The organism is Fluoribacter dumoffii NY 23, assembly GCF_000236165.1.
Taxonomy (GTDB): Bacteria; Pseudomonadota; Gammaproteobacteria; order Legionellales; family Legionellaceae; genus Legionella; species Legionella dumoffii.
In genome coordinates, this window is the sequence record NZ_CM001374.1 from 1 (window position 1) to 15,200 (window position 15,200).

Consider the following 15,200-nt stretch of genomic DNA (forward strand, 5'->3'; position numbering starts at 1 on the left):
AAATATATAATAAAGATAAAAGTAATTGATTTTTATCTATTTGATCTATTTACATGGTTTTCGATTCGGGTATATTATTGAATAAATCATCAACTTGGCCAAGGATAAAAATAATGAATAATCTCATCGAACAGCCAAAAAGATCTATATCTGATGTTGCTGAATATCTTGGAATTTCGACACAGGCGGTTCATAAGCAACTTAAAAGTAAAAATATAACCTGTGAAAAAATAGGCAATAAATCATATATAACTTATTCTAGCGCCAGACAAATTTTCAATTATAGTTTTAAAAAGAAAAAAATTGCTGTCCAGATTGTAAAAGGTGGTACCGGTAAAACAACATCTATATTTAATATTGCAAGTTGCGCCAATACTTATGGAGCAAAGGTATTAGTCATTGACGCAGATCCACAAGGAAATCTTACCGATGCAAATGGAATAGATGCAGATGAACTACCAGTTTTAATAGATGTAATAAAATCAGAATGTTCAATTGAAGACAGCATTGTAAATCTTGCCGAAGGTTATGATTTAATTCCCAGCAGGATTGAAAATGTCATACTTGATAATGAAATTGTAAATAAAAGACTTCCTCTAGATAAGCTATATGAAAATATCCTAAAACCTATTCAAGATAGATATGATTTCATTTTTATAGATTGCCCACCAACCATGGGGCAAGCTGTAACAGCCGCAACTCTGTATGCAGATATTATATTAGCACCTCTTAATCCAGATAAGTTTAGTGCGAAAGGGTTAAAAATCCTTAAACAAGAAGTAGATACACTAAATAGAAGTTACCATAAAAATATCAATTACAAAGTTTATCTAAACAAATTTAGTGGAAAAACAATTTTATCTGATAAAGCAATAGTATCGTTAATCTCTGATCCAGAGTTAGAAGGGAAAGTACTATCAACAACAGTACAATATGCTCAAGAGATACCAAATGTAACTGATGACAACAAAAATGCATTTAGCTCATTAAAAAAATCCAGTGTGCGTGATGATTTTGATAGTTTAACTCGCGAATTATTACAAATATCACCTATTCAAGTTCTCAAGCAGGAACTAAGCAAATCAACGAATGAAAGTATGGAAACTGCTTAAGACATAGGGAGCTTGGTTTATGCCAAATTTAGAAGACGTTCTAAAAGAACGCAATAAAAAGAAATTTGTTAAGAAAAGTTATAGACCTTGGGATTTATCGGGGGATAATACAACCTCTGACCACGCACCTAATAACGCAGATAAAAAACCATCTATTCCCGAACCAAACCGAGAAATGGATGGCTCGTTTCAATTATTGGAGTTTAGACAAGAAAAGCAAGATTTAGATATTGATTTAGGTAACAATGAGGTAACAAAAGAGAAGCAGCAAGATAACATTAATGTACCAATAGAAAACAATATAGGTATCAATAAGATAGTACCTCAGGCATCAATTAGATATCAAATAGATAGCACAATAGATGCCACGTCACTATATAATAGAATTTTACGTTTGACAGGTATTCAAAAAAGCATTTTAAACTTCATTACTGATGTATGTACTGTACGTAATAGTTTAGAGACAGGACCAATAGAAACAATTACTATAGCCACCTTGTCTAAAACTACCATTGGTACAGTAAAAACCTCATTGAATAGACTAATAAAAAATGGTCTTGTAATAAGAAATATAGGGAAGAAAGCCCGCATGGGTTATTTAAATCTAGGTCTAACAAAAGAAGTCTTAGATACAATTCTGGAACAAAGACAGAAATACAACCACATTTCAAACTCAGCGGAGTTTATAACTGCCTTTAGATATCAATTAGATAACAATGTTCCTAATAGTAGTAATAATATATTAAAAAATACTACTACTAAAAAAATAGAAATAACAATTCCAGAAGAATGGCAAAAAATTGATTTTGAGTCATTGAGTCATATTGGATTCTCTAAAACTCAAATTAAACAACTAGTAGAAAGAAACGATCCCGATGTAGTGCAAGAGTCTATTAACCACTTTGCTTACGGATTAGATAACAATCCCAAGTATAAAAAATATGAAGATCCACTAACCGTGTTAATGGGTGTATTAAGAAAAGGGCAGGGATGGTTTGAAAAAGATTATCGCTCTCCAAAAGAAATTGCGATGCAACAACTTTTGGAGATGAGAAAAGCTCAAGCGGAAAGACAAAAACAAATTGAAGAAGAAACATTTAAATGGGCGCTCAATAATTGGCAAGAAAATATGTCGTCAGAAGAGATCGAAAAAATTGCGCCTATCAATAGGAAAAATGGAGATATTACGCCCCAGCCAGCAAAACTCAGTTTGTATTTCAAGGAAAATGTTTGGCCCAAATTAAAAAAAGATTTGATACCTAATTAGATATCTGAATAGGTACCTAATTAGGTACCTAAATGGTTTGTTATTTTATATATAGTTGTGAAAAGGTTTATCCGAAAAAATGATAAAATTTAGTAATGAGCAGGTAAGAAAATATGGACAGAGTATTATTAGCGGTACTGGATTTCTTGCATTTCGTGATCTAGAACAATTCGCTAGAAATTACAATACAAACTTATATTATGCTCTAGATTTAGGTTGTGGATCTGGTAGATCAACCAATTTTTTAAGTGCTTTTTGTAAAAAGATAAACGGATGCGATATAGATAAAAATGCTTTACATAATGCGAAAAAGAGCAGCGCTAAGGATGATTCGTTGTACTTCGAGAACTCATTCGAAAGAAACTCTTTTTTATATGGGAAGTATACTTCAATATTTTCAATTCTTATGTTTTTTCATTTGTCTACAAAAGACGAGATAAAGGCCGAGTTAGTCCGTTGTTATAATTCTTTGGAAAATTTAGGAAATTTAATTATTGTTAGCGGAACAAAAAATCTTTATATGCGTAATTATTTAACAGTTAAAGGTGTAGGAAAAGCTCCTGTAGCTGATGGTGATATTGTTAATATAAAGCTTTTAACAATAGACTGTGAAATTACAGATTACTATTGGAGTGAAAATTGTATTATCGATATAGCAGAAACAGTAGGATTTAAGCACTTAGGAACACATTTACCTCTTGGATATAAAAAAGATCAAATAGATTACATTGATGAAGTCAATTTTGCCCCTTATTATTATATTGCTTTAAGAAAAAATGCATAAATATAAATTAAATATTGATTTTCAGAATAATAATCTGCTCTACAGTCCAATAGATGGTGGGCATAAGAAACCATCGAAATTGAAATTTGAGGATCTGGTAGAAGATCCTGATTTCATGAATAATTTTTCTGGAAAAGATGGATATCTTATCGGAACAGTTATTGCTTCTAAATCCTTAAACAAATTAAGCGTTGCCAGCTCATTGCCAAGATATAATTACTTGGTTTTAATAGCAATTTTATTTGTTACTATAATTTTGCTAAGCAATGTTCTTTCAACAAAATTAATTAGTGTTGGAGGTTTTACAATAACAGGAGCAATGCTTCTATATCCATTTAGCTATATTTTTGATTATATAATAACCGATATTTATGGATATCAAAATGCAAGAAGAATTTTACTATCTTGTTTAGTGGCATTGATCTTGTTTGATATTTGCATCTATTTGGTAATAATTTTACCTCCCTCACCATTTTGGACATTTCAACCGGAGTTTGAAACAGTATTTTCCAGAATGCTTAGAACATATGTGGCTTCAACAATAGCATTCTCAGTTTCATTTTTCATCTCGTCTTATATCTTTCAGAAGCTAAAAGTAAAGAATAAAGGTAGGTCATTATTTAAAAGAATATTTCAATCACTACTCATCTCAGAAATATCTGATACCTCATTATTTTGTTTTTTATCATTTTATGGAGTATGGCCTGTAGAATACATGATGAAATTTATTTTGGTTTCATATTTTACAAAAATTACATACGAGATTGTTGTGTATTCAATTATCACTAAGCCTTTAATAATGATTATTAAAAACGAAGAAAAAAGCGATATTATTGATTGGAATACAGATTTCTCTCCAATTAAATGGGAAGTAAATTATGATGAATCAAACAATGTATATTCTAGGCATGATGTAAATTTAGTAAGTTAATAGAATTTATAAGTTTAGAAACAGCATTTATATTAAATTTTTCCAAAATGGAAACTACAATATTTTTATCTTTAATATATTTGCTTTCTATATTTATAACTTTTCCAACGAGAATAACGTTATTTATTTCCATTTTTTTTAGAAGGTTATCAATCGGTTTAATACTTCCTTGATGTATAGTTCCTATCATATATTTTTTATTAAACAAAAAAAGAATAGTATCTCCATCCTGATGTGTTAATGGGTCATCTATAGATGCAATAACGATACTATCGTTGTTCAATATTTTACAATCAAAATTTTTATCCACTTTAAAACCGATGGTATTAAGGTTCCAATTATTGCTATTCTCTATAAAACCCAATATTTTTGTTTCTTGTGTTTCTACTAAATTACTCGTGCTTATTACAGCAATATAATTTGAATCTCTAATATCTTCTTGTGGAGTGTAAAAATCTTCTATTTTAGCTTCTAAAGCATTAGCTATTAAAATTGCATGATACAAAGAAGGGCTTACTTGTCCGTTTTTAATTCTATTAATTGCCGATTGACTGATTTGAGTTATTTTACTTAATTCATTTTCACTAATGGAGCTGGTAGCCATTAACTGCCGCATATTAAACGAAAATTTTTTCTTTAGTTGTTCTTCAGAAATAATAGACATAATTTTTATTTACCCTTTACAGGGTACCCCATAAAGGGTAAAATAATTTCGATGATACTTTAGTTTACATCAAACGCTTAATAATTGGCTATTCATAGATATGTTTTGTGAATAAACATTATCAAAATCATGTTTTTTACAGGGAGTAAAAATTGGATTCGGAAATCAATAATAAAAAGTATCCAAAAGTTTATATTTCTTTCCAACTTTCAGAACAGGCTAACAAACTTTTATCTGAATCTTGTATGAGATCTGGAAGAAAAAAGCTTCCAGAAGCGGCATTACGTCTTGAAGATCACCTCATACGATACCGCTCTATCTCCGAATTAAATCAAACAATCCCAAACCAATCAGAAGCAATGGACGCAGATCATGGCAGTACTTCGAATTCATAAAAAACAACAAAACTTTGTAATTCTCGATAAGACGTGTCTGAATGATGACTCCTTATCATGGGGGGCTAAAGGACTACATGCCTATCTGATGTCATTACCTGATGATTGGAAGGTGCGGGTTTCTGATTTAAGAGAAAGGGCTACAAATGGAAGGGATGCAGTTCGAGGATTCCTTGGCGAATTAGAACAAGCCGGCTATATTCAAAAATCTGCTTGCCGAGATGATGCAAGTGGTCGTTTTGGTGGGATTGAGTACTTTGTTTTAGAAATTCCAGAGCGCCAAAATCCCGGTAGAATCCCAGAGCCTGAAAAGCCGTCTTCGGTAAAAAATGAGCAAACAACACCGAGCCCTGAAAACCCGTCTCCGGTAAGCCCGGCGACTGGCAATCCGACGCCGGAAAATCCGACACTAATAAATATTAATAGAATAAGTAATAAGAAACTAAATAATAAAACAGCAGCAGCAAGCAATAGTGCTCCGGGTAAAGCATCGACTATTCACGCTCAACCACAAGCTGCTGCTGTTCTTTTTTCTCAATCATCAAATCATGAAGAAAAACCATTTGCTAAAGTCGTTAAAGAACAACCTCCAGTTGACCGCTTATCGCAAGAGGATGCATTGATTGGCACTGAACTTACTCAAGCCCAGAAACACCGTGTAACCTGCCTGGTTAAAAGCCTCAATTTTTCGCAAAAAGAAGATTTAAGTGCAGAGATTGAATTTTGTTTGCTTAATCCCAAGCATTTCACTGCCTGTGGTAATGACTTTAGTCGAAAACTCAATGCCATTCGTGGGGTCATTTTGAGGGGAGGTTGGCAAACACCTGCGGGTATGCTGCGCGACGTTTCCACAACGAAAAAATCAAACACTTCAATTGTGAAGCAACTTGAAAATGAACTTAAGGAGGCACATGCCGAAGTCAGTCATTTTCAAAAGTTGCTTACAACTGCCAGGGAACATACACGAGCCCATTTTGAAACGATTATTAACCAGGCTAAAAACAAAATTCATGACATTGAAGCACAGTTAAGACAAGTGATGTCTTCACAACAAGAGGCACCCTGTTGAGAACCTCTGGGGTGATTCGGGTACAGAAAAGAAAAAAGATAAGGAATAGCATGAAAAAAAACAGCAGAAAGTTATTCAAAGTGTTCGCAGTAAGTTCCGCAGCAGTGATAACAGGTTGTGCTGCAACACAAACAGCATTAGAGCATAGGTCACTGCAAGTCAGTACGAAGCAAAGTGAGACTATCTTTTTAGATCCTGTTTCTAAAGCGCAGAAAACAGTGTATGTGTCAGTGAAAAACACATCAGATGAAGAAATCAATATCGCGCCACAATTAAAAACAACCTTGATGAAACATGACTACACGGTAGTCAATAATCCAGGTTCGGCGCACTACCTATTGCAAGCTAATGTGCTCAAAGTGGGTAAGATGAGTGTTGCTGCAAGTCAATCTGCACTTGGTGGCGGCTATGGTTCAGTGATTGCAGGTGCTGTGGCAGGAACAGCTGCGGGAAGCTTAACCCACACAGGGACGGGAATGATTGCTGGGGGTCTTGCGGGTGGTCTTGTGGGTTTGGCTGCGGACTCGTTAGTGAAAGACGTCAATTACACCATGATCACTGACATTCAAATCAGCGAGAAAGTAGGGAAGGGGGTTAAGGTAAACGAACACTTCCAATCACGTTTAAAAAATGGAAATAGCACAATGACCTCTCAAACCTATTCGCGCAACACGCAATATCAGCGTTATAGAACACGTGTCGTTTCCAATGCAGACAAGGTCAATTTGAAGTTTGCCGATGCCAGGGGGGCATTAGAACAAGGATTAGTTAAAGTCATTTCGGGAATATTCTAATGACCCACCCAATCTAAACGACGATTTAATTCGCAAAACTTATAACTTTAATTGGTGTTAAAAATTAGGCCATCCAAGTGCTTAAGGGATTTGTACAACCTAAAAACGGAGAAAACAATGAAAGTAGGTAAAAAAAGATTCAGTTTGATGAACAGAGTAAGCTCAGCTCTTGTCGTTTTTTTGCTGTCAAAAAACGTACTGGCAAATGATTTATTGGCAAAAGCTTTGGAAGGGGATGTCAAAGATTCATTAGGAAGTGGCTCCATGTTTTGGAAAGTTTTTATTTTAGTAGACATCATTTTAGCCACCGCCATGGCTGTGAAGAGTAAAAATCCTATGGTGTTTGTTGGAGTAACTGCTGTTGCTTTTATTCCAGCCTTTTTACTTAAAACGTTTGTATTTTGAGAGGAAGGGAAGAATGAGCAACATGAACTATCAATTCTTAAACCATATTGATGCGCCTAAGAGAATCTTAACGTTAACCATGGACGAACTGGTGGTGGCAGGTATTGGTTTTATGTTGCTCATCATCTCGAATCAAAAAATATTGGTTTCTCTATTTGGATTAAGTTTGTTAAGTGGGTTGCGGTATTTGAAGAAAGGGGAGGGTCCCAAAGCCCTCTTAGTGTTGGCTTACTGGTCTTTGCCAAGCATGGTTACCCAGTTTTTTCTGCCCAAACTCCCTTTATCCCACCAACGTGTGTATGTGGCTTAAGGAGAAAAAAATGGATTTTAAAAGTTATCAAAGCCGCCTAAGCCAACTCTCTGCACGATTTAACTTAATGGTGGTTCTGGTGTTTGGTCTTTTAGTTTCTAATGTCTTGTTGTCCTGCTTTCTTAATAAGGCCTGGAACCATCATACCATCGAAGTAACGCCATTTTCTGGAAATCCGGGTTATTTTAAATCAGCAACCCGTGTCGACGGCCATTACCTAAGTCTGATGGCAGAAAATTTCGTTAATGAGCGTTTAAATGTGACGCCTGAAACGGTTGATGCCAACCACAAGCGCTTACTGTCTTTTGTGAACCATCAAAAGTACACCCAGATACTTAGGCTTTTAACGAATGAGGCGAAAGTCATTAAAGCCAAAAAGATGTCTTCTACGTTTGATATCACCGAAATTAAAACGAACCCCAATCAACTTACCGCTGTTGTTTCTGGGGTATTGAAACGCTATGTGGGGCTTCAATCGCTAAGCGATGAACGTAAAACCTACCTCTTGCAGTTTCAATATAAAGACAGTCGCTTATCCATCATTAAGTTTTCGCCTTTTAAGGATTTCAATCATGCGTAAACCATTAAGTGTCGCATTAGCATTAATATCTACGATGACTATGGGAGCTAATAGTATCCCGGTGAAAGAGAATAGTGACATCGCATTGACGCTTTCTCAAAATAATTACAACCGCATTGTAGTGAAGAACGATAAAATCATAGAAGCAGTATTTCCACCCAATAGCATGGCCATCAAACGCGACGAGCAAGATGGTTCTGTTTATGTGATGTTGTCTGCGACTAATCCCTTTACTTTGTTTTTAACTACTGAGAAAGGCACGCATTTTTCTGTCACATTAAATGGTGAAGAGTCATTAGGCAAAACGATTGAGTTGGTTTCACCACCACAACCCAAAGTTGTCGCCTATCAAGCTAACACTATAAAAGAAAATACGAAAACGATAACTCAGGAGGCCGTACCCGAAGCAATTCTTGCTCTACTCACCCACATGGAGCAACATAAACCTTTTGCTGATGTGCGTATAAAACGTCAATTTGGAAAAGCACAGCGCTGGTCAAAAGGATTAACCCTCCTACCTAAAGAGTCCTGGGATGGTAAGCTTTTGAAGGGTGAAACCATCGAGTTATATAACAGGGGCAAGGAGCCTTTGGAGTTGTCTCAAGAATGGTTTGCGAAAGTTGGAACATTAGCGATTAAGTTCTCAAAGCCATCTATTGCGCCTGGTGAAAAAGCCATGTTGTATCGGGTTCAGGGAGTACGTCATGGCTAACTGGCAATGGAATAAAAAAGTTAAAGGGCGTCAAGTTCGTACCTTAATTGGAGTTGGATGCATCGTTTTCTTCATCATCGCCACGATGATTGTCTTGTTGGCAGAGGGTCATCCTAAAAAAACGACCACTACAAAAAATTCAGTCGATTTAACAGGAATTGTAGAGGATTCGTTTACCGATGCGGTTGCAGACCAAGCCTTGACCTCCCAGCAAACAGAACTTGAATCATTAAAAAAACAGATAGGTGAATTAACGCAAAACATTAAAGCTATGGGTGAAGCACATCAAAAAGAATTGCAAGCGCAGAAAGAAGAACTCACAGCACAAGTACACGCGCTGGCTTTAGCCAATCAGGAAAAACAAAGTCATTTGGAACACCAAAACAATCCTTCTGAATTAAACGAAGTACAAAACCCACAACTGTGGCATAACCCCAATACCTATGCCATGAACACGATGATGAATAGTGGCACTACTTTATCGGATGCAGCCCCTCGCATTCACACAGTCTCATTTCGACCTAAACGACGCATGAAAAAACCACACCCTAATTTTTATCTCAACCCTGCTCATTATGTTCCATCCAATACCTCAGTACGCGCAGTGATTTTAGGCGGTGCGGATGCCGATGCATCAGTGAATGGCCAGTCGAAAAACAATGGCGTGATGCTCTTTAAATTTTTGGAAGATGGCACATTGCCTAATGGCCAGCGTTCACGCTTAAGAGGGTGTCGCGTCAGCGCCAATTCCTACGGAGATATTTCCAGTGAGCGTGCGTTTGCCACATTGTATCGTCTGTCGTGTGCTCATCCTGGCCAGCCCATTATTGATAAGGAGGTTACTGGGTGGGTGTTTTTCAATGGCAAGGTTGGAATTAAAGGCAAGCCTTTGATGCGAGATAACAAGGTCATGACTTGGGCGGGTGTAAGTGGTGCCTTATCTGGAGTTGCCTCTGCTGCACAATACGCCCAAAGCGTCCAAGCCATTGGACCGTATGGCGCAACATCAGTTGTACCCAGCAGTCAAATCGCGCCCTTTGCAGCCTATGGAGGTGCCTCCAAAGCAGCAGATACCTTGTCGGCATACTATGTCAAACGCGCAGAGCAATACCATCCTGTCATTCAAGTAGGCTCGGGCAATGTAGTCACCGTGGTCTTTAAAGACGGATTTTACTTAGAGCCCGATGAAGATAAGAGTCAGCACGCAATGAATCAAGTAAAAGCCCAACACGAAACACAAGGATTGATTGCATCTCAAGACGAAAATCCAACTTCTGAGATGAACTTTACAGTTCCTCCCGAAGTCTTGGGGCGTATTGAGCGCCTAAATACCTTAAATCGAAATGAAACAGGAGGTTTACGATGAGGTCTGGTTTACTTTGTTTCATTTCAATACTGAGCGCATTGCTTACAGGATGCAGTACGATGAACTCCAATTTCAGTTGTAATGCTACAGCGGGGGATAGTTGTTTAACAATCGAGCAGGTCGATGCCATGACCCGTTTCGCCGATGATGCAAAACCCAATTCTGTAAGACGCGGCATGATGAAAGCAGAACACACTATCCCAAACCACCAAGGGAAAATCATCCAACAAAATAACAGTCAATCGTTGTGGGTTGCAACACGCCTTAAGGAGCAATCATGGGTTTAGACTTCACTGTTTGGCGTGATAAAGCGCGTCATTTATTGCATCGAACCAGCCAGATGCTTGGAGAAACTTCAGGAATTAAACCCGCATCTCTTAGTGCGCAGGGTCAAGCGCATGAGTCAATAACCATGGATTTACCCTCTATTAAAGGGCTTTTACCTTATGAAACGGTGAACGAAGCCGGTTTTTTTGTTAATCGCAATTCGATGGGTTTTGGTTTACAGCTTTCGCCGATGTCTGGTGCCGATGAGTCATTAATGAACAGTCTGGCGCAACTTTTTAAAAACAAGCTGACGGTTGATACGGATTGCACCGTATTGATGTACAAACACCCATGGCTTGAGGGGCGACTTGCCCAAAACTACGCGTCCATTTTAAAACAAGGCGGGATTTATGCCGAGCTTGCACGACTTAGCCTTAAATATCATCTGAATGCCATTAAAAAAGGATATAAAAATGGCCGTAACGTACCCGCGGGTTTAAGTGATTATTGTTGTTATCTTTTTATTTCCAGGCCAATGCAATCCGATGTCGAAGAACAGCTTCAGCTGTTGCAAGCCGATTTTGAATCAGAACTTAAAGTGTCAGGATTTGGGTTTAGGCGACTTGAGGCAGATGAGTTTAAGATATTGATGCGTGCATTAATTTCGCCTGATTTCAACACGCTCTCTTGGCCAGTAATTAATGAATCCAATGGATTGATTGCAGAGTCCATACCCACTCCCTCCACGGTAATCGAAATTGAAGATGAAGCAATCGGGGTCTCCCTTGCTGATTTAAAAGGAGAGAGTCAAAGAACACGCATTGTGAATTGTGAGGTGAGTAGCTATCCGAGTAAGCCATTTGCTCTGTGGCAAACACCGGATTTGTTCGCTAATCTGTTGGATACGGAGCAGGGCATTCAATGTCCCTTTTTGATTTCTTTTACTATTCGAGGCGTGAATCAGGAAAAGATGAAGGCAAAAGCAAAAGCTCGTGCAAAATCCCTAAGCGCCAATAACAATGCGGTTCAATCCTTTATCAATCCCTCCATTCGTGAAGAAACAGCCGAATGGCAGTTGGTGCATGAGCACGCATCCAAGGGCGAATTGCATCTTTTGCCTTCCTTTTACAATGTCGTGCTGTATACCACTGAAAGCAAAGAACGCGAGCATGTTGCCAAATCGATTGCGAGTTTCAGGCATTTAGGATTTACGCTCACTCAAAGTCGTTGCAAACAATGGTTGCGATTTTTAGGCAGTCTTCCTTTTATGCTCACGGAGGGACTTTTTTCAAGCCTTGAGCTGTTGGGTATGACTAAAAAACTAAGCCATTTCAATGTCGCAAATCTTCTGCCTGTTGTTGCGGATTTTAAGGGCGCAGGGCAGGGGCTCATTGTACCTACGTACCGGCATCAACTGTTTTATTTAAATACCTTTGATGACAGGGCATTGCCGATTACCAATTTCAATCGCCTCACCGTGGCTTCTACAGGCGCTGGTAAATCCTTCTTTGAACAGGCGCAAATTTTAGACGGATTATCACGGGGACAGCAGATTTTTGTCATTGATTTAGGCGGCTCCTACAAGCATCTATGTAAGATGGTGGGTGGCAGCTATATTGATGCATCCACACTGGCGCTTAATCCATTTACGCTGTTTGATTTTGATGGGATGACGGAGATTAATGGGCAGGCACTCAATGATTCCATTCAAATTAGGGATTTGTTGGCGATTATGGCAAGCCCTCATGAGGCTTTAGGAGAAGTACAAAAGGCGTGGCTTTTGGATGCCGTGACCGAATGTTGGAAAGTGCATGGCAGGCGCGCCAAAATGGACGATGTGTTGAGCGCGCTTCAAAGGATGTTAAAAAGGCCTCAATTTCAAGGGGACCAAAGGCTTAAGGATTTAACAGTTTTGCTCGGCAAATATGGGAGTCAAGGAATATACGGCCATCTATTTAACAGTGAAACCCCTCTGTTGAACAGTTCCGATTTCGTGGTTCTGGAAATGGGCGAGCTGGAATCCAATCCAGAACTTCTGACCATTGTCATGTTTGTGATGATTGTGATTATTCAGGGGCAATTTTACCACTCACATAGAAAACGGGAAAAACGCTGCGTCATTGATGAGGCCTGGCGGTTTTTGGCGCGTGGTTCAAATCCTGTGTGCGCAAGCTTCATCGAGCAGGGTTTTCGTACCGCAAGAAAACATAGGGGTGGTTTTGCAGTGATTACCCAGAATCTTCTAGATACCATGAACACCATTCAGGGGCGTGCGATTGCGGCAAGTAGTGATACTAAAATCATGATGCGGCAGGGTTCGTTAAAGCACTACCTGGAGGAGAATCCAAAGCATTTTAGCCCGCTTGAAGCACGTGTCGTTGAATCCTTTGGGGAGGCAAAAACGCAAGGATTTTCCAATCTGATGATTCAATTTGGAAATGTCACTACCTTTCATCGTTATTTTTGCGATCCGTTTTCCAGAGTGCTTTTTTCTACCTCAGGCGAAGAGGTGAGTGACATTGAATCATTAACAAACCAAGGTGTCACGCTAAGCGATGCAATCCAGTGCGTGGCGCAAAAATACTATGGGGAGGAATTATGCGATTAATCCCTATTACTGCGAGTTTTGTATTAGCAATCTTTGGTTTTTTTATCGTTTCTTATGGTGTTAAGCCTAAAGAAGCGATTGTCATTTTTAATAAAGAGGAAGTTCTGAGCCAATTCATTCGCCAATTGGCAGAAATAAAGGCGACTGAATCTCAGGTGGAGCAATCCACAAGAAGATTTAATGCGTTACTTAATAAGGTATTGGTCGAGCTTGCACAGCAAAAAAAGGTCATCATTTTAAGAAAGAATGATGTTTTTGCTGGAGGTATTGATATCACCGATGAGGTGCGGATTAGGTTAAGTCACGCCATGAGGAATAAATCGTGAACATCCTATGTTGCTTGATTCTTCTTATGATTTCCATGGGTCAGATTCATGCCAAATCCTTTGGAGTGATTGGCGAGGTTTTTCCTGTGGCTGAAAAGAGCTTTTTAAAGATCATTGAAGAGCGATTGACGGCTTTGAATGATAGTGGAGCGCTTGAGGCGATGAACCAGCGCTGGATTCAAACGGCAGCCGAGCATGCAAACAGGCCATCAGCCTTAAATCTTCCACGCACCAATCATTCAATAACACATCATTACGTGCCCGAAATCACTTTAAGCCAAGACATACGCGATGAGCGAGGTCGTGTTTTGTATGTACGCGGTACCCATGTGAATGCACTGTCGCAGTTACCTTCCTATCAACCCTGTTGGTTATTCTTTAATGCGGATGATGAAGCGCAGATAAATTGGGCTCAGCTTCAAAAAACAAGCTGTTCGAATCCTAAATTGATTCTGACGGGTGGCGCCATCAATGCCGCCGAAAAAAAGCTGCACTCAGTCATTTATTTCGACCAGGCTGGAAAAATTACGAGACAGCTTCATATCGCTCACGTTCCGGCAATCGTTACTCGCAAAGGCAATCGTCTTGTCATTGTCGAGCACGCAATCAAGGAGAATGGCGATGTCCTTTAGAGTCTTTTTATTCGCAATTCTCTTCGTTTTTTCTTATCCGGGATGGAGCAAGCAATGTACCGGACATTTCGTCAATCCCATTCGTGATGTGTGTTGGCGATGCTTATTTCCTTTGTCGATAGGCAACATTAAGGTAGTGAATTCATCCCTTCCCGATACCGAAAATGCAGCAAGTCCTATAGGGGTATGTCCGAGTCCTATGGGGCTACGCGTGGGATTGAATATTGGCTTTTGGGAGCCTGTGGCGCTCACCGATGTCACCGACACCCCTTATTGTCTTGTGAATCTTGGAGGCATCAAACTCAATTTGGGTTTAAAACAGAGCAGGGGAGGGCGTCATGTGGTTGGTAATGGCCAACAGCGTGCGTTTTTTCACGTCCATTGGTATAAATACCCGCTTATGAGCTGGCTTAATCTCATCACTTCAGTGGGTTGTATGCAAGGAGGGGATTTTGATATTGCCTACCTCACGGAACTTGACCCTACCTGGCAAGACTCTGAAATGAGCTTTGTATTAAGTCCTGAGTCGGTGTTGTTTGGCAACCCTGTGGCAGCAAGTTCTTGTGCTGCTGATGCGCTGTCCTCAACATTGACCAAGAAGCCAATAGACAGTCTTTTTTGGTGTGCAGGTAGTCAAGGAACTCATTATCCGCTGACAGGGCATGTACATGCGCCTATTTCTCCGGTGCAAACGGCACTTTTATTGACTGAACGTATGAACTACAAAATGCACCGTGAATTGTTAGTGTCTGATTCGAGTGCCGCATCGGGTGCGATTTGCAAAGAACATCACTATTCAGCAACCCCAAAATCGCGCTACCGCTATGAGATGGTGAATCAGGTAGCTGATGGCAAACATTGCTACCCAGGGGGTTTAAGCACTTTGGCTTGGGAGTTTGGAAAAATTAAACCGCATACGCCCGACCAATATGGGTTTTTAGTATGGCGAAAGAGGAATTGCACCTTTCTTTAAACGGA

The 15,200-nt window shown here is 39.0% G+C and carries 18 protein-coding genes; 17 read left to right on the forward strand and 1 reads right to left on the reverse strand.

Going from position 1 to position 15,200, the window contains the following annotated elements; all coding sequences use genetic code 11:
* Positions 1-113 precede the first annotated feature (113 nt).
* The 4 genes from KYQ_RS16955 to KYQ_RS16970 all read left to right on the forward strand — a co-directional run bounded on the left by KYQ_RS16955 (position 114) and on the right by KYQ_RS16970 (position 4,094).
* The gene (locus tag KYQ_RS16955) at positions 114-1,112 is read left to right on the forward strand and encodes an AAA family ATPase (RefSeq protein WP_019350368.1); all 999 of its coding nucleotides are present in this window, start codon (positions 114-116) and stop codon (positions 1,110-1,112) included.
* Between the two features lie 19 nt (positions 1,113-1,131).
* Positions 1,132-2,379, forward strand: a complete 1,248-nt coding sequence (locus KYQ_RS16960) for a hypothetical protein (protein WP_019350369.1) — start codon at positions 1,132-1,134, stop codon at positions 2,377-2,379.
* Between the two features lie 79 nt (positions 2,380-2,458).
* The gene (locus tag KYQ_RS16965; protein WP_019350370.1) at positions 2,459-3,163 is read left to right on the forward strand and encodes a methyltransferase domain-containing protein; all 705 of its coding nucleotides are present in this window, start codon (positions 2,459-2,461) and stop codon (positions 3,161-3,163) included.
* On the forward strand, positions 3,156-4,094 hold the full coding sequence (locus KYQ_RS16970; protein WP_019350371.1) for a queuosine precursor transporter: 939 nt from the start codon (positions 3,156-3,158) through the stop codon (positions 4,092-4,094). Before KYQ_RS16965 ends, KYQ_RS16970 begins: the two co-directional genes overlap by 8 nt.
* Here the strand turns inward: KYQ_RS16970 and KYQ_RS16975 are convergent.
* Positions 4,066-4,758 carry a helix-turn-helix transcriptional regulator gene (locus tag KYQ_RS16975; RefSeq protein ID WP_019350372.1) on the reverse strand — a complete coding sequence of 231 codons (693 nt, stop codon included), beginning with the start codon at positions 4,756-4,758 and terminating at the stop codon, positions 4,066-4,068. The genes KYQ_RS16970 and KYQ_RS16975 overlap by 29 nt on opposite strands.
* Positions 4,759-4,910: 152 nt before the next feature.
* Here KYQ_RS16975 and KYQ_RS16980 point away from each other — a divergent pair, with 152 nt between their 5' ends.
* The 13 genes from KYQ_RS16980 to traU all read left to right on the forward strand — a co-directional run bounded on the left by KYQ_RS16980 (position 4,911) and on the right by traU (position 15,195).
* On the forward strand, positions 4,911-5,153 hold the full coding sequence (locus KYQ_RS16980; RefSeq protein WP_019350373.1) for a TraY domain-containing protein: 243 nt from the start codon (positions 4,911-4,913) through the stop codon (positions 5,151-5,153).
* A complete protein-coding gene (locus tag KYQ_RS18695; RefSeq protein WP_019350374.1) occupies positions 5,131-6,222 on the forward strand; it encodes a replication protein in 1,092 nt (363 codons plus the stop codon). The genes KYQ_RS16980 and KYQ_RS18695 overlap by 23 nt, the downstream gene beginning before the upstream one ends.
* A 50-nt stretch (positions 6,223-6,272) precedes the next feature.
* Positions 6,273-7,016 (forward strand): complement resistance protein TraT, encoded by a 744-nt coding sequence (locus KYQ_RS16990; RefSeq protein WP_019350375.1) that lies wholly within the window; start codon positions 6,273-6,275, stop codon positions 7,014-7,016.
* A gap of 117 nt (positions 7,017-7,133) precedes the next feature.
* The gene (locus KYQ_RS16995; protein ID WP_019350376.1) at positions 7,134-7,421 is read left to right on the forward strand and encodes a hypothetical protein; all 288 of its coding nucleotides are present in this window, start codon (positions 7,134-7,136) and stop codon (positions 7,419-7,421) included.
* A 13-nt stretch (positions 7,422-7,434) separates the two neighbouring features.
* Positions 7,435-7,731: a type IV conjugative transfer system protein TraL gene (gene traL / locus KYQ_RS17000; RefSeq protein ID WP_012187514.1), complete on the forward strand. Its 297-nt coding sequence runs from the start codon at positions 7,435-7,437 to the stop codon at positions 7,729-7,731.
* A 10-nt stretch (positions 7,732-7,741) separates the two neighbouring features.
* Complete coding sequence (traE, locus tag KYQ_RS17005; protein WP_012187515.1) at positions 7,742-8,311, forward strand: type IV conjugative transfer system protein TraE; 570 nt, start codon at positions 7,742-7,744, stop codon at positions 8,309-8,311.
* Positions 8,304-9,023 (forward strand): type-F conjugative transfer system secretin TraK, encoded by a 720-nt coding sequence (gene traK / locus KYQ_RS17010; protein ID WP_019350377.1) that lies wholly within the window; start codon positions 8,304-8,306, stop codon positions 9,021-9,023. The genes traE and traK overlap by 8 nt, the downstream gene beginning before the upstream one ends.
* Positions 9,016-10,389, forward strand: a complete 1,374-nt coding sequence (locus tag KYQ_RS17015) for a TrbI/VirB10 family protein (RefSeq protein ID WP_019350378.1) — start codon at positions 9,016-9,018, stop codon at positions 10,387-10,389. Before traK ends, KYQ_RS17015 begins: the two co-directional genes overlap by 8 nt.
* A gap of 59 nt (positions 10,390-10,448) precedes the next feature.
* Positions 10,449-10,676, forward strand: coding sequence for a conjugal transfer protein (locus KYQ_RS17020; protein WP_231294685.1), 228 nt, complete (start codon positions 10,449-10,451; stop codon positions 10,674-10,676).
* Positions 10,667-13,264: a type IV secretion system protein TraC gene (gene traC / locus KYQ_RS17025; protein WP_019350380.1), complete on the forward strand. Its 2,598-nt coding sequence runs from the start codon at positions 10,667-10,669 to the stop codon at positions 13,262-13,264. The genes KYQ_RS17020 and traC overlap by 10 nt, the downstream gene beginning before the upstream one ends.
* Positions 13,255-13,590: a type-F conjugative transfer system protein TrbI gene (gene trbI / locus KYQ_RS17030; protein ID WP_019350381.1), complete on the forward strand. Its 336-nt coding sequence runs from the start codon at positions 13,255-13,257 to the stop codon at positions 13,588-13,590. Before traC ends, trbI begins: the two co-directional genes overlap by 10 nt.
* A complete protein-coding gene (gene traW / locus KYQ_RS17035; RefSeq protein ID WP_029489086.1) occupies positions 13,587-14,222 on the forward strand; it encodes a type-F conjugative transfer system protein TraW in 636 nt (211 codons plus the stop codon). The genes trbI and traW overlap by 4 nt, the downstream gene beginning before the upstream one ends.
* The gene (gene traU, locus KYQ_RS17040; protein WP_019350383.1) at positions 14,212-15,195 is read left to right on the forward strand and encodes a conjugal transfer pilus assembly protein TraU; all 984 of its coding nucleotides are present in this window, start codon (positions 14,212-14,214) and stop codon (positions 15,193-15,195) included. Before traW ends, traU begins: the two co-directional genes overlap by 11 nt.
* Positions 15,196-15,200: the final 5 nt, after the last annotated feature.